13 protein-coding genes are annotated in these 13,510 nt (G+C 68.6%); 2 read left to right on the top strand and 11 right to left on the bottom strand.

Going from position 1 to position 13,510, the window contains the following annotated elements; translation table 11 throughout:
- Window positions 1-140: 140 nt before the first annotated feature.
- The 7 genes from ALI44B_RS09715 to ALI44B_RS09685 all read right to left on the bottom strand — a co-directional run bounded on the left by ALI44B_RS09715 (window position 141) and on the right by ALI44B_RS09685 (window position 8,231).
- Complete coding sequence (locus tag ALI44B_RS09715) at window positions 141-944, bottom strand: ABC transporter ATP-binding protein (RefSeq protein WP_077054503.1); 804 nt, start codon at window positions 942-944, stop codon at window positions 141-143.
- Window positions 941-2,032 carry a FecCD family ABC transporter permease gene (locus ALI44B_RS09710; RefSeq protein ID WP_083709852.1) on the bottom strand — a complete coding sequence of 364 codons (1,092 nt, stop codon included), beginning with the start codon at window positions 2,030-2,032 and terminating at the stop codon, window positions 941-943. The genes ALI44B_RS09715 and ALI44B_RS09710 overlap by 4 nt, the downstream gene beginning before the upstream one ends.
- Window positions 2,029-3,072, bottom strand: coding sequence for a FecCD family ABC transporter permease (locus tag ALI44B_RS09705; RefSeq protein WP_238592177.1), 1,044 nt, complete (start codon window positions 3,070-3,072; stop codon window positions 2,029-2,031). Before ALI44B_RS09705 ends, ALI44B_RS09710 begins: the two co-directional genes overlap by 4 nt.
- Window positions 3,072-4,097: an iron-siderophore ABC transporter substrate-binding protein gene (locus tag ALI44B_RS09700; RefSeq protein WP_077054502.1), complete on the bottom strand. Its 1,026-nt coding sequence runs from the start codon at window positions 4,095-4,097 to the stop codon at window positions 3,072-3,074. The genes ALI44B_RS09705 and ALI44B_RS09700 overlap by 1 nt, the downstream gene beginning before the upstream one ends.
- A gap of 219 nt (window positions 4,098-4,316) precedes the next feature.
- The gene (locus ALI44B_RS09695; protein ID WP_077054501.1) at window positions 4,317-6,059 is read right to left on the bottom strand and encodes a cation:proton antiporter; all 1,743 of its coding nucleotides are present in this window, start codon (window positions 6,057-6,059) and stop codon (window positions 4,317-4,319) included.
- A gap of 116 nt (window positions 6,060-6,175) precedes the next feature.
- A complete protein-coding gene (locus tag ALI44B_RS09690) occupies window positions 6,176-6,763 on the bottom strand; it encodes a gluconokinase (RefSeq protein WP_077054500.1) in 588 nt (195 codons plus the stop codon).
- 85 nt (window positions 6,764-6,848) lie between these two features.
- Window positions 6,849-8,231, bottom strand: a complete 1,383-nt coding sequence (locus tag ALI44B_RS09685) for a GntP family permease (protein WP_077054499.1) — start codon at window positions 8,229-8,231, stop codon at window positions 6,849-6,851.
- Window positions 8,232-8,424: 193 nt separating this feature from the next.
- Between ALI44B_RS09685 and ALI44B_RS09680 the strand changes: the two genes are divergently transcribed.
- A complete protein-coding gene (locus ALI44B_RS09680) occupies window positions 8,425-9,147 on the top strand; it encodes a FadR/GntR family transcriptional regulator (RefSeq protein WP_179100251.1) in 723 nt (240 codons plus the stop codon).
- Between the two features lie 6 nt (window positions 9,148-9,153).
- Here the strand turns inward: ALI44B_RS09680 and ALI44B_RS09675 are convergent, their stop codons facing one another.
- Complete coding sequence (locus tag ALI44B_RS09675; protein ID WP_077054498.1) at window positions 9,154-10,002, bottom strand: TetR/AcrR family transcriptional regulator; 849 nt, start codon at window positions 10,000-10,002, stop codon at window positions 9,154-9,156.
- Between the two features lie 129 nt (window positions 10,003-10,131).
- Between ALI44B_RS09675 and ALI44B_RS09670 the strand changes: the two genes are divergently transcribed.
- On the top strand, window positions 10,132-10,347 hold the full coding sequence (locus tag ALI44B_RS09670) for a hypothetical protein (RefSeq protein ID WP_179100250.1): 216 nt from the start codon (window positions 10,132-10,134) through the stop codon (window positions 10,345-10,347).
- On the opposite strand, the gene ALI44B_RS09665 is transcribed toward ALI44B_RS09670, so the two are convergent.
- Genes ALI44B_RS09665 through ALI44B_RS09655 form a run of 3 tightly spaced genes read right to left on the bottom strand, consistent with a single transcriptional unit; the run spans window position 10,348 to window position 13,498 of the window.
- On the bottom strand, window positions 10,348-11,169 hold the full coding sequence (locus ALI44B_RS09665; RefSeq protein WP_077054496.1) for a hypothetical protein: 822 nt from the start codon (window positions 11,167-11,169) through the stop codon (window positions 10,348-10,350).
- A complete protein-coding gene (locus ALI44B_RS09660) occupies window positions 11,166-12,065 on the bottom strand; it encodes an ABC transporter ATP-binding protein (protein WP_077054495.1) in 900 nt (299 codons plus the stop codon). The genes ALI44B_RS09665 and ALI44B_RS09660 overlap by 4 nt, the downstream gene beginning before the upstream one ends.
- Entirely contained in the window at window positions 12,062-13,498 is a 1,437-nt protein-coding gene (locus ALI44B_RS09655) for a PH domain-containing protein (RefSeq protein ID WP_179100249.1), read from the bottom strand. Before ALI44B_RS09655 ends, ALI44B_RS09660 begins: the two co-directional genes overlap by 4 nt.
- Window positions 13,499-13,510: the final 12 nt, after the last annotated feature.

Genomic DNA, 13,510 nt, shown 5'->3' with positions numbered 1-13,510 from the left:
GGGGTCGGCGGTGGGGTCGTAGCCCGCGCCGGTTCGTGCTGATGTCATAGGGCGAGTCAACGCTCGTCGACGAGCGGATGCAGCATCCCTCACGACCCTCGAACGGAACCCGCCGACATCCTCACGAAACCGAAACGCCCTCAGGCCTGCACGTGGTGCTTGCCGATGGGCAGCATGAGCGGCGCGCCCGACGTGGGGTCGACGATCACGCGGCTGTCCAGGCCGAAGACCGCGCGCACGCAATCCTCGGTGAGAACCTCGGCGGCGGGCCCGGCGGCGTGCACCGCGCCATCCGCGATCGCCACGAGGTTGTCGGCATAGCGCGCCGCGAGGTTGAGGTCGTGCAGCACCATCACGACGGTCGTGCCGCGCGCGCGATTGAGATCGGTCAGGAGGTCGAGCACCTCGACCTGGTGGTTCACATCGAGAAACGTCGTCGGCTCGTCGAGCAGCAGCAGGTCGGTCTGTTGCGCCAGGGCCATGGCGATCCAGACGCGCTGGCGCTGGCCGCCCGAGAGCTCGTCCACCGAACGCTCGGCGAGATCGAGGATGCCCGTGGCCTCGAGTGCGGCCGCAACGGCCGCATCGTCGTCGGTGCTCCACCGCGAGAAGATGCCCTGGTGCGGATGCCGGCCGCGCCCCACGAGATCCGACACCGTGATGCCCTCGGGCGCGATGGGCGACTGCGGCAGCAGGCCGAGCGTCTGCGCCAGCTGCTTGGGCGGCATCTTGTGGATCTGCTTGCCGTCGAGCAGCACCGAGCCGCCGCGGGGCGTGAGCAACCGCGACATCGAGCGCAGCAGCGTCGACTTGCCGCACGCGTTGGCACCGACGATCGCGGTGATGCGGCCGGTCGGGATGACGAGGTCGAGGCCGTCGATCACGACGCGGTCGCCGTAGCCCAACACGAGCCGTTCGACGACGAGCGTGTGCTGTTCGGTCACAGGGAGCCTCCGGAGCGGTTCGAGCGGATGATGAGCCAGATCAGGTAGGGCGCCCCGAGCACGCCCGTCACGACGCCGACGGGAAAACGCGAGCCGAAGGCATACTGCCCGGCGAAGTCGGCGACCAGCACGAGCAGCGCGCCCACGAGGGCCGAGGGGATGAGCAGCGAGCCGCCCGGCCCCACGAGTCGCGCCGCGATGGGGCCCGACAGGAAGGCTACGAAGGCGATGGGCCCGGCAGCCGCCGTGGCGAAGGAGATGAGTCCGACCGCCGTGACGATGACCGCCAGGCGCGTGACGTTGACGCGCACGCCCAGGGCCGCGGCCGTGTCGTCGCCGAGCTGCGTGGTCGACAGGTCGCGCGACCGGGCGAGCAGCACGGGGCCGAGCACGGCGAGAGCGATGAGCACGGGGATGATCTGAGGCCAGCTCGCTCCGTTGAGGCTGCCCGTTAACCAGCGCGTCGCCTCCTGCAGGTCCCACTGTGCCGCGCCCGACAGCACCCAGGTCGTCAGGCTCTCGAGCATGGCGGCCACGCCGATGCCGATGAGGATGAGGCGCGTGCCGGCCACGCCGCCGCGATAGGACAGCGCGTAGACGAGCAGCGCGACCGCCAGGCCGGCGACGATGGCGAAGGCCGAGACCTGGGCGTCGTCGAGCGAGAGCGTGACGATGGCGAAGGCCGCCGCGGCGCTCGCACCGGCGCTGATGCCGATGATGTCGGGGCTGGCCAGCGGGTTGCGCAGCATGGTCTGGAACGTGACGCCGCCCAGGCCGAAGCACAGCCCGGCCGCGATCGCGAGGGTGGCCCGCGGCAGGCGCAGGCGACCGACCGTGAAGCTGGCGCCGGGAACCTGTTCGCCGATCAGCACGTGCCACACGTCGAGGGGTGTGTAGAAGGTCTGGCCGACCATGAGGCTGAGGACGAAGACGGCCACGACGGCCAGGGCCAGCACGATCATCACGGTGCGGCGACGGCGGCCACGGCGGATGCGGTTTCGCGCGACCTCGTCGACGAGACGGCGGCCCGCGGCATCCGAGGTCAGATCAGAGGTCGGCGAGGAGGGGCGCAGGGCATTCGACGTCATAGCTGCCTGATCTTCTGGCGGCGCACGATCCAGATGAAGAACGGCGCCCCGATGAGGGCGGTCAAGATTCCCACGTCGATCTCGGTGGGGCGCGCGATGATGCGGCCCACGACATCCGCGACCGTCAGCAGGATGGCGCCGGCGACGGCCGAGAACGGGATGAGCCAGCGGTGGTCGACACCCACGATGAGACGCACGGCGTGGGGCACGACGAGGCCCACGAACGCGATCGGACCCGTGATGGCCGTCGTGGCCCCGCACAGGATGACGGCACCGAGGGCCGCCGAACCGCGCGCCAGGGCGACCCGTTCGCCGAGACCGGCGGCCAGATCGTCCCCGAGCGCGAGGGAGTTGAGGCCGCGTGCCGACAGGATGCAGATGGCGAAACCGACGAGCAGGAACGGCGCCACCTGTTCGAGGCTCGCGAACGTGCCGCCGCCGACGCCGCCGATCTGCCACGAGCGGATGCTGGCCGACACGTCGCCGCGCGGGATGACGATGGCGCTCACGAACGAGGCGAGGGCGGCCGACGTAGCGGCACCCGCGAGGGCCAGCTTGAGCGGGGTGGCTCCGTCGCGGCCGAGCGAGCCGATCGTATAGACGAAGACCGCGGCGATCGCGGCACCGGCAAGGGCGAGCCAGATGTAGCCGCTCGCGGCCGTGAGGCCGAAGAAGGAGATGCCGATGACGACGGCGAGCGAGGCACCCATGTTGACGCCCAGGATGCCGGGGTCGGCGAGCGGGTTGCGCGTCACGCCCTGCATCACGGCGCCCGAGACCGCGAGGGCGGCTCCCGCGACGACCGCGAGCAACGTGCGGGGGATGCGCTTGGCCACCGACGCCTCGGCGAACCCGTCGGTGCCTCCTCCGAGCGCTGCGAGGACATCCGACACATCGACATCGCGCGAGCCGATCGTGAGCGACGCGAACATGGCCAGGGCCAAGACGCCGAGCGCGACCAGCAGCCAGACACCACGAAGACGCCGAGGACGCCGCACGATGGCGGCATCCTCGGCGCGTTCAGGCGTCGTCAGGACCACTACTGCTTGTCTGCGGCCTGCGCGAGCAGCTCGGTGTATTCGCCGAGAACGTAGGAGATGGACAGCGGCGTCGGGTTGGCCGCGGTGCCGAGCGGGCCCGTGCTCGGCAGGGCGACGATGGCCTTGTTCTTCACGGCGGGCATCTGCGAGAGCACGGGGTCGGCCTCGAGGGCCGCGACGAGCGTGTCGTCGCCGTAGGTCACGATGACGTCGACGTCGTTGAAGGCATCCGCCTGCTCGGCGCTCTGCGTGAGCGAGAAGAGGTCGGTCGTGGCCGAGGCATCCTCGATGCTCTTCGGCTGGCTGAGGCCCAGGTCGTCGAAGAAGGCGACGCGCGTGTCGTGGGTCGTGTAGAAGCTGACCTCGCTCAGGTCGGTGCTGTCGACGTGCGTGAGGAACATGGCGGTCGTGCCCTCGAGCTGCGGGAACTTGGCCGCGGTGTCGGCGATCTCCTTCTCGAGCTTGCCCACGAGCTCTTCGCCCTCGGCCTTCATGCCCATGGCCTCGCTGTTGATCTCGATCATCTCGCGCCACGGCGTGCCCCACGCGGTCTCGGGGTAGGCGACGGTGGGGGCGATCTCGCTGAGCGTGTCGTAGTCCTCCTGCGTCAGGCCCGAATAGGCGGCGAGGATGACGTCGGGGTTGGTGTCGGCCACGGCCTCGAAGTCGATGCCGTCGGTCTCGTCGAAGAGCACGGGGGCCTCGGCGTCGAGATCCTTCAGCTTGTCCTCGACCCAGGGCAGCATGCCGTTGTCGTCGTCGTCGCCGAACGTGGCGGCGGCCATGCCGACGGGCACGACGCCGAGCGCCAGCGGCACTTCCTGGTTGGCCCAGTTGACCGTGGCAACGCGCTCGGGCTTGGCGTCGATGGTCGTCGTGCCGAGGGCGTGCTTGATGGTGATGGTCTCGAAGTCACCGCCGTCCGACGAGGAGCCGGTGGTGGCGCCGCCGGAGCTGCAGGCGCTGAGGCCGACGGCGAGGACTGCCGTGGCGGAGATGGTCAGAAAGCGGGACGCGCGAGACATGGGTTCCTCTCGAAGAGCCCGCATCCCCGCTCGGCGCCGGCGTCGCACGGAAGGGCGCGAGCGGCTGAACGGGCCTCGGATGCGGCGCCTCAGGGTGGGGATGGAAGGTGCAGTAAGGATTGCCTAACCAAAGTTACGTAATCCCGGGGCTTCGTGCAAGTCGAGGGGTCGTGCACGTCGAGGGGCCCTACGCGTCGAGGGGTCGTACGCGTCGACGGGTCAGTGGCTCGGGCGGGCCGGCCGCAGCCGCGTTTCCTCGAGGTCGAGCATGGACTGGGCCTCGCGCAGAACCCGTGACGGGTAGGCCCCGCGGCTGGCGGCCTCGAGCAGGCGTTCGCGTTCGGCATCCACGACGGCCAAGCGCAGCGTGCGATAGAGGTGATGGGGCGTGGAGCGCAGACTCGTCTCGTCGGGGGAGTCGAGCTCGTGCGTGCGCTCCCACACCGATTCGGCCCGCAGAAAAGACGCCTGCCGCACGCGCTCGATCACGTCGGGGTCGATCTCTTCGGTGCTGCCGAGCGTCTCGTTCGGGTCGTCGAGCACCGCCAGCCCCGCATAGCTGATCTCGTCGAGCAGCTCGGCCAGCTCGCGGTGGTCCTGCGCCTGATCGATGCCCTCGATGCGCAACAACCGGATGAGCGCGGGTAGGGTTCCGCCCTGAATGACGAGTGTCAGCACCGCCACGGTGAAGGCGATCAGGATGAGCTGCTCCCGATAGGGCGTGTCCTCGGGCAGCGACTGCGCGGCCGCCAGTGTGACCACGCCGCGCATGCCCGACCAGCTCAGCACGAGCCCGCCACGCCAGTCGATGCTCTCGCGCCGCAGCTGCTCGAGGTCGGATCGCCGCCGGTCGTACTGCCGCTCGGCCCGCCTCAGGCGCCGCGCCTCGAACGAACTCCGCAGGGGCACGGTGCGGAAATACATGAGCGCGAGCGACATCTGATAGGTCTGCTTCTCGGCCCGTTGCGCGCGGCGTTGCAGGCTCATGACGAGCGGCCCCATCCACAGGAAACGGATGCCGACGAGCGCGACCGTGGCGATGGCGCCGATGCCCACGGCATCCCACACGCCCAGAATCGTGGGGTCGACGTGTTCGATGAGCGTGCGGATCTCGAGGCCGATGAGCAGGAACACGGCATTCTCGAGCAGGAACTGCACGGTGCGCCAGTTGATGCGGTCGCTGATGCGCGTCTGCGCCGAGAACGAGCGCGGCGACGCGTGGCCGGTGTAGAGGCCCGCGACGACGACGGCCAAGACGCCCGAGGCGTTGAGGTATTCGGTGGGCATGAACGCCGCGAACGGCACGGCGAACGAGATCGCGGTGTCGAAGACGGGGTCGTGCAGCTTGGTGCGCACCCACACCGTGACGAAACCGACCACGAGGCCCACGACGATGGCGATGACGACGGCGTAGAGGAAGTCGGCGACCGTGGCCCAGGGGGTGAGTAGTCCGCCCGCCGCGGCGGCGGTGGCCGAGCGCAGCAGCACCAGGGCGGTGGCGTCGTTGACGAGTCCCTCGCCCTCGAGCATCGTCAGGATGCGTGGGGGAAGACCCAGGCGGCGGCCGATCGAGGTGGCGGCCACGGCATCCGGCGGGCTGATGATGGCGCCCAATCCGATGGCGGCCGCGAGGTTGAGGTCGGGCAGCAGCGAGTAGAGCAGGAAACCCGTGGCGAAGGCCGTGACGATGACGAGCACGACCGACAAACTCGTGATCGTGCCGAGGTTGCGTCGAAAGTCGACGACGGGAACGCTGATGGCGGCCGCATAGAGGATGGGCGGCAAGACGCCGTCGAGCACGATCTCGTGCGGCACCTCGATGAAGGGCACGCCCGGCAGATAGGACAGCACGACGCCCACGATGACGAGGATGATGGGGGCGGCCACGCCGAGGCGACGCGAGAAGTACGCGACCCCCACGATGACGGCGATGCCGACCACCGCGTAGACGCCGAGTTCCATGGAACAAGCCTAATCGCGCGCGTCGGGGCGGGGCGGGTGCGGTGTCGCGGATTGACACACGGGAGGGGCGGGCCTACACCCGCGGCGCCGGACCATCCGCGATCCTCCGTGTCGGCTCAGACGGTCGAGCGCCCCGGGTTGATCGCACCGAGCGCCGACGACCCGGCGGCAGGCTTCAGGCCGAGCGCCCGCACGATCTCGGCGGCCTCCTCGGCGGGTTTGCGACCCGCGTCGATCAGGATGCCGCGCTCGTCGGGCTGCAGGGCTTCGAGCGTGTTCATCTGCGAGTCGAGCAGCGTCGTTGGCATGAAGTGGTCGATGCGTTTCGTCAGGCGCGTCCCGATGAGCTCCTTCGACCCCAACAGGTGCACGAAGATGACGTTGTCTTCGCTCAGCACGTCGCGGTAGACACGCTTCAGCGCCGAGCACGTGATGATGCCGGGAACATCCGCCATGGTGTGTTCGATGATCCACGACGAGACGGTGTCGAGCCACGGCCACCGGTCGTCGTCGGTGAGGGGCGTGCCGGCGGCCATCTTCTCGACGTTGGCGTCGGGGTGCAGGTCATCGCCCTCCTCGAAGTCCCAGCCCAGCTGCCCCGCGAGCAGCGCCGCCACGGTCGACTTGCCCGACCCGGAGACACCCATCACCACCAGCACGGGCTGCCGACCGTTCAGGTCGATGTTCTGCGTGATGGGTTCCATGGATGCCTCCGAGTCTGACGTGTGGCGGTGCTGCGGGTCTGTGCGTGCCGGCGTGTGAGCCGGCGTGTGAGCCGGCGCGTGCGGGCTAGACGAAGATGTCGAGGATGAGCACGCCGCCCAGGCCGACGACCGAGATGATGCACTCCATCACGGTCCAGGTCTTCAGGTTCTGACCGACGGTCGTGCCCAAGTATTCCTTGACCAGCCAGAAGCCCGCATCGTTGACGTGCGACAGGAACAGCGATCCGGCGCCGATCGCGAGCACAAGCAGCGACACCTCGGCGCCCTGCAGGTTGGCGGCGACGGGGGCCAGGATGCCGGCGGCGGTCACGGTCGCGACGGTGGCCGAACCGGTGGCCACACGGATGAGGGCCGCGACCACCCAGGCCAGCAGCACGACCGAGATGCCCGTGTCGTTGATGGCGTTGGCGATGACGGTTCCGATGCCGGTGTCGATCAAGACCTGCTTGAAACCACCACCCGCACCCACGATGAGCAGGATGCCCGCGACATCCGGAAGCGAGGAGGCCATCGACTTCTGCACGCCCGCGCGGCCCATGCTGCGGCCGAAGAAGATCATGGCGTAGACGAGCGCGATCGACAGGGCGACCATCGGGGTGCCGAGGAAGTCGAGGAATGCCTTGAACGAGCCCTCGTCTCCGGGGGCGACGGAGTCGGCGATGCTGCGCGCGAGCATGAGCACGACGGGCAGCAGGATTCCGCCGACGGCCACGGCGAAGCTCGGGCGACGGCGCTTCTCGTCCTCATCCTTCGCGGCGACGAACAGGTCGGGCACGGGCACGTCCACCCAGCGGGCGGCGATGTTTCCGAAGACGGGGCCGGCGATGATGACGGTGGGGATGGCGACGAGGATGCCGAAGGCGAGCGTCAGGCCGAGGTCGGCGCCGAGCGTCGAGACGGCCACGAGGGGTCCGGGGTGCGGGGGAACGAGGCCGTGCATGACCGAGAGGCCGGCCAGCGCGGGGATGGCCACCTTGATGAGCGAGATGCCGCTGCGGCGGGCCACCAGGATGACGATGGGGATGAGGAGCACGAGGCCCACCTCGAAGAACATCGGCAGGCCGACGAGGGCGCCGATGAGGCCCATGATCCACGGCAGCGACTTGGGGCCGGCGCGTTTGATCAGGGTGTCGACGATGCGGTCGGCTCCGCCCGAGTCGGCGAGCAGCTTGCCGAACATGGCGCCGAGGCCGATGAGCACGCCGACGCCGCCCATGGTCGAGCCAAAGCCCGTGGTGTAGCTGGTGACGGCCACGCCCGGGGCGAGACCCGCCCCGATGCCCACGCCCACGGCGCCCACGGTGAGGGCGAAGAACGGATGCACCTTCAACCAGGTGATCAGCGTGATGATGATGGCAATGCCGACGAGCGCCGCAATGATGAGCTGCGGTTCACTGCTGGCCGGCTGGATGGCGTCGTCGGCCATCGGTGCAATGAAGGGGTACATCTTCGTCCTCCCGCGGGGACGCTTCGATGCGACCCCATTGTCAGGGCAGTCTCACATGTCGACCGAGGTCGGGCATAGTAGAAACTGAAAAGGTTGATCCTATTTATCTGATTAATCAGACTCAGGAAGTGTTACACGCCGAACGCGGTGCGTCAAGACGCGCGCCCGATCGGCCGACGGCAAAGGAATGGCGATGGCACTGAACACGGGCGGCGCGGCCCCCACCGAGCGCGGCCTGCACGCGCAGGTGCTCGCGGCCGTGGGCGAAGACATCGTCGACGGCATCTATCCCATCGGCTCGGTGCTCAACCAAGACGAACTGACGGCCCGTTTCGGCGTCTCCCGTTCGGTGCTGCGCGAAGCCCTGCGTGTGCTCCAATCGCTCGGGATGGTCGAGCCCCGGCAGCGCGTCGGCACCCTCGTTCAGCCCCGCCACGCCTGGAACCTGATGGACCCCCAGATCATTTCGTGGCGCGGACGCGGGCGCGAATACTTCGTGCAGCAGCGCGAACTGCTCGAGCTGCGGCTGGGTATCGAACCGGTGGCCGCGCGGCTGTGCGCGGCCCGCATCACGGATGCTGAGGCATCCGCCATCGTGGCCGCCGCCGACACCATGGTCGACGCCAACGCCGCGGGCGACGAACGCCGCTTCCTGCAGGCCGATATCGCGTTTCACTCGCTGATCTTGCGGGGGTCGGGCAACGCCGTCATGGGCCACTTCTCGGGCACGGTCGAGGCGCTCCTGCGCACGCGCCCGCGCGAACGTCGCGGCACGATCACGGAATACACGTCGCCGTCGGCGCACCGCCACAACGAGCTCGCCGCCGCCCTGGGCCGCCGCGAACCCGAGGCTGCCTACCGCTGGTCGTTCGAACTCCTCTCGGCCACGCTCGAGGAGTTCATCGCCGAAGGGTGAGCTCGGTCAGGCGCTTTTGTCGGCGGGCGCGGCCGAGGAGAGGCGTTCGAGCCAGTCGAGGAGGAGCGCGCGCTCGTTGGTGCTGAGGATCCTTCCCGTTCCGGTGCCCGCCGCCGTGATCGAGCCCGTGCGAGCTCGCCGGGCGGTGGGGTCGTCTGTGTCGGTCGGGGTCGCGAACAGGGCGGGCGTGAGGTCTTCGGCCGCGGGGGAGCTGTCGTGCAGGAGTGCCGCCAGGGTGGAGGCGACGGCCGCGAGTCGAGCCTCGGTGTCGGCGGCCGTGCGCGCGGCGTTGGCGCCCGTCGGTGTGGTGAAGACCGAATCGCCGAAGACCTGGGCGTGGATGGCGTCGCGCAGTCGGCCGGAGAGTGACGGGTCGTCGAACTCGGCGCTCCGGTTGATGATCATGAGGCAGGCCCCGACGTTGGCCGAGAGGATCATCTGCGCGGCGACCGAGGCCGACGCTGTCAGGAGGCCCACGGCCGCAGCTCGTTCGAGGTCGCGCTGCAGGAACGCGTGCGCGTCGGCCGCTGCCCGGCTGCCCGACACGAACGGCGAGAAAATGAGGCGGTAGAACACGGGATGTTCGAGGGCCCAGGCGGTGTGCGCATCCCAGTCGTCGCGCACGATCTGCACAGGGTCGGCGTCCGGCGCTGGCACGCGCTTGGGGTCGAGGTGTCGCGAGAACGCCTCGTCGACCACCGTCGCGATGAGCCGATCCTTATCGCCGAACTGCCTATAGAGCGTCGGCGCCTGGATGCCGGCGCGCTCGCAGATCTCGCGGGTCGAGACATCCCCCGTCTCTGACGCCGCCAAGAGCTCGGCCGTTGCCCGGATGATCTGTTCGCGCGTCGCCACCCTCAAACGCTAACGCACGCGGGTTAGCGCTACTAACACGGGAGACGACGGTGAGGCCAGTTAACGGCCCCGCCACTTCGCGAGCGTCCGAATTCCGGAACGCACAGTACCGAAATGTTAGAGTTGCGTATGCACGAAAAGCAGAAATCTCTCCCTGATCGCCTCGGGACGATAGCGCTCTTTGTCGTCATAACCGGTGCCAGCATCGCGTTGGCCGCCTGGACCGATCTGCACTTCATCATCCGCATCCTGATCGCCGTGGTCAGCGGCGTCGCGGCGGCCGTAGCCACCCACGCGATTGCAAGCTCCGTCGTGCGCCGCAGTGGACGCGACCGCGTCGAGTGACTAGACGTCTGACCTACTGAAACGCACCCAACTCGCCAGACCTGCGAGGGCGGCCCAGGTCGCCAAACCGAGTTGCGCCAGCGCGAGCGGGCCGAGCACAAATGGCGCAGCGGCGGTGATCGTGGTCGCGGCGGAGTAGAGCGTGGTCGGCAGGATGGCGTTGAGGCCACCGGCTACCGCGTTCAGGCCGGGAATCCCTTGAGCGATGCCGAGGACGAGCGGCGCCCCGACGAGTACCGCGACCGTCACCAGGCTCGATGCGGCGACATTTTTCGCCAGCGACGCGCCGAAGAAGACGAGCGAAATCACGGATGCCGCAGCGAGCGTCGAGGTGACGACACCGATCGCGGCAATCAGGCCAGAGTGTGGCTGCATCCCGAGAACCAGGCCGGAGAGCAGGTAACCTGTCGTCGAGCTGGCCGCGGCGGAGAGAGCTCCGATGATCGCGATCGCCAGCCAGCGGGCCCCGAACAGACGACCGCGCCGGGGCACGAGGACCAGCGCCGTCGCGACGAGTCCGGACGTGTTCTCCCGAGCAACCGAGACCGATATCGCGATCGCGAAGGCCACGGCGGCAAACGATGCCCCCACCTCGGCCGGCAGCGTGTGACCGAGGTCGCGCGTCACCTGAGGCCCGAGCGCCGTCAGAATCAGGAGACTCACCCCGGCCCCGGTCAAGCCCAGGAGGCACGCGCTGATCACAGCGGCGCGATGACCACCGGCCCGCAGCGCTCGCCGCAGTTCGGCGGCAAGAATGTGACCGAATGTTTGAGCATCGGTGTTCTCGGCGAGTGGCGAGGAGTCGGGCGCGAGGGCTGTCACGATGGTCCGTTCGATGGGTCGCGGGTCGAGAGGGTTTCGAAGTAGGTCTGCTCGAGCGTCTTCGACAGCGCCGACAGGTGGCTGAGGCCGATCCCCGCGCCGAAGACGATGCGCCCGACCTCGTCGGGACGGGCGCCGCGCACGACCGCACCCCTTCCCTGCGCCACGATGGCGTGGCCGGCGCGCTCGAGAGCTGACAGAGCGCCCGCGAGTTGGTCGGACTCGATGTAGACATCGAGTTGCGTCGCCGTGACAAAGGAAGACGTCGACCCATGGCGAACGATCGACCCGTCTTGCAGCACGGCTATGCGGTCGGCGACGAGTGCGAGCTCGGCCATGTGGTGCGACGACAGAAGGATGGCCCGCCCCCGTCTCGCCTCGTCGACGAGGAATTGCCGCAGCCACTGGATCGCCTCGGGATCGAGACCGTTGATGGGCTCGTCCAGGATGAGGTTGCGCGGGTCGGCGACGAGGGCCGCCGCTATGCCGAGCCGTTGCCTCATGCCGAGCGAATAGGTGCGCACGCGGCGGTTCTGGGCGGGCAACAGATCGACGACCTGGAGCAGCGCCTGCGCACGCTCGGCCGGGACGTGTGCAAGATCGCAAACGAACCGGAGGAAGGCTCGCCCCGTGAGATGAGGCGGTATGGCCTCGGCCGAGAGAAATGCGCCGAGTTGCCGTGGCGGACGCGGGGAGGACGCGCGCGACATCCCGTCGATGAGCACACTGCCCGCGTCGGGAATCGACACCCCCGCGATGGCCTTCAAGAGGGTCGATTTGCCGGCACCATTCGGCCCGACGAGACCCGTCACGCAGCCGTCGGGAGCCTCCAGCGAGACGGCGTCGAGAACTTGTCGTCCACCGTAGGTCTTCGAGACGTCTTTCACCTCGATCATCGATCGGTTCCTTTCTGGGCGGGCGGGTCATTCGGAAGGTGATCGGGCGCGTCAGGCGGGCCGAGTATCGCTCGGATGTCTGCCGCGCCGCAGCCGAGGAGCCGAAAGGTGCGGGGTCCTCCCGCATAGATGTTTATGCGCGACAGGGTGAGGCGGCCCGCGATGCGCCTGTCGTCGACGACGTGCACCGCCGAGAGACGGATCGTGTCCGTGCGCGTGGTGAGGTGCCGGGTCGTCACCCCGATGGTTCGAGGGCCGGGGTGCAGGGTGTAGCGCCGACCGACGAGGCGGCTCGCGAGGACGATCAGTGCGGCAAGAGCGGCAGCCGCGCCGAGTGCGGGAAGGAGCGGCCACTCGTACGCCCCAACCAGGACGAAACCGAGGAGGACGGGAGGGACGGCCGTGAGCGCTGCGACCGATGCCATGCGCGCTGCCGTCTGGCGGCCGGCGCCCGCGCCTTCGGAATCCTCGAAGCCCGGGAAAGCGGTCGCGCGCACGCGTGCGACCACGGCTGTGGGAAGGGAGGGAAGTAGGAGATTCGTCCCCAGGTGCTGCGACGAATCAGAGGTGACGATCGCCAGCCGGGTGCGCCCGAGCAGAACCTCCATCGGGTTTCGCTTCACCGTTACCCCGAGGATCGCGGCGGCATCGACGCGACGGCTTCGGTGCGAGAACAGCCCGTATCGGAGAACCGTCGCCCCCTCCGGTGTTGCCCATACGGTGAAACCGCCGAATCGGATGATGGTGGTCAGCACTGCCCCCGCGGCGATCAGCGCGATCGACGTAGCGATAGCGAAAACGAAGGCGATCCTCCCTAGTGAGAGCGCGTCGCGAGCGAGCCCCACGGTATCCAGTGCATCGAAGGTGGAGAGGGCAACGGCTGCGCCGCCCGCGATGAGGTGCCCGTTAATCGCGCTCGCGATGACCAGATCGAGGACGCTCGCTCGATAGACGAGAGTGTCGCCGGAAGTCAGTGTCGTGGGTTCGGGCGTGAGATCCGCTGGCGTGTCGCGGTGCCGCTGCCACTCAGCGAAGAACGCATCGGCTTGCTCCGTCGTGACCGCAGGGATCGTGACATGCGTTTCCTCCTCGCCGGCTTGGAGGAGATCGACCTCGACGAGACCGAACTGGGCGAAAGCCCACGGAGAATGCGTGTTGATGGCGGTGACGGAGGACCACCGCAGCTCACGCAGGCGGACGGCTAACAAACCCGATTCGACGAGGACTCCAGAATCTGAGAGGGCAAAGCTGAAAGTCCGGCGCCGGTAAAAAGGCTCGGCAACGCGAAAGGCGAGGAGGGGTGCGATGACGATCCAGACCGCGGTGCCCGGCCAGGATTCCGGGCGAGAGCTGGAGATGAGGCCACCCACGACGAGTCCGCCCATGGTGGGCAGGTGCCGAAGGAGTTCGGCCCCCACATAGGTGAGGGGCATTCGCGTCTTTCC

The organism is Leifsonia sp. ALI-44-B, from assembly GCF_001984125.1.
Lineage (GTDB): Bacteria > Actinomycetota > Actinomycetes > Actinomycetales > Microbacteriaceae > Okibacterium.
The sequence above is the reverse complement of the archived record's forward strand: the minus strand, read 5'-3'. Positions and strand labels throughout refer to the sequence as shown.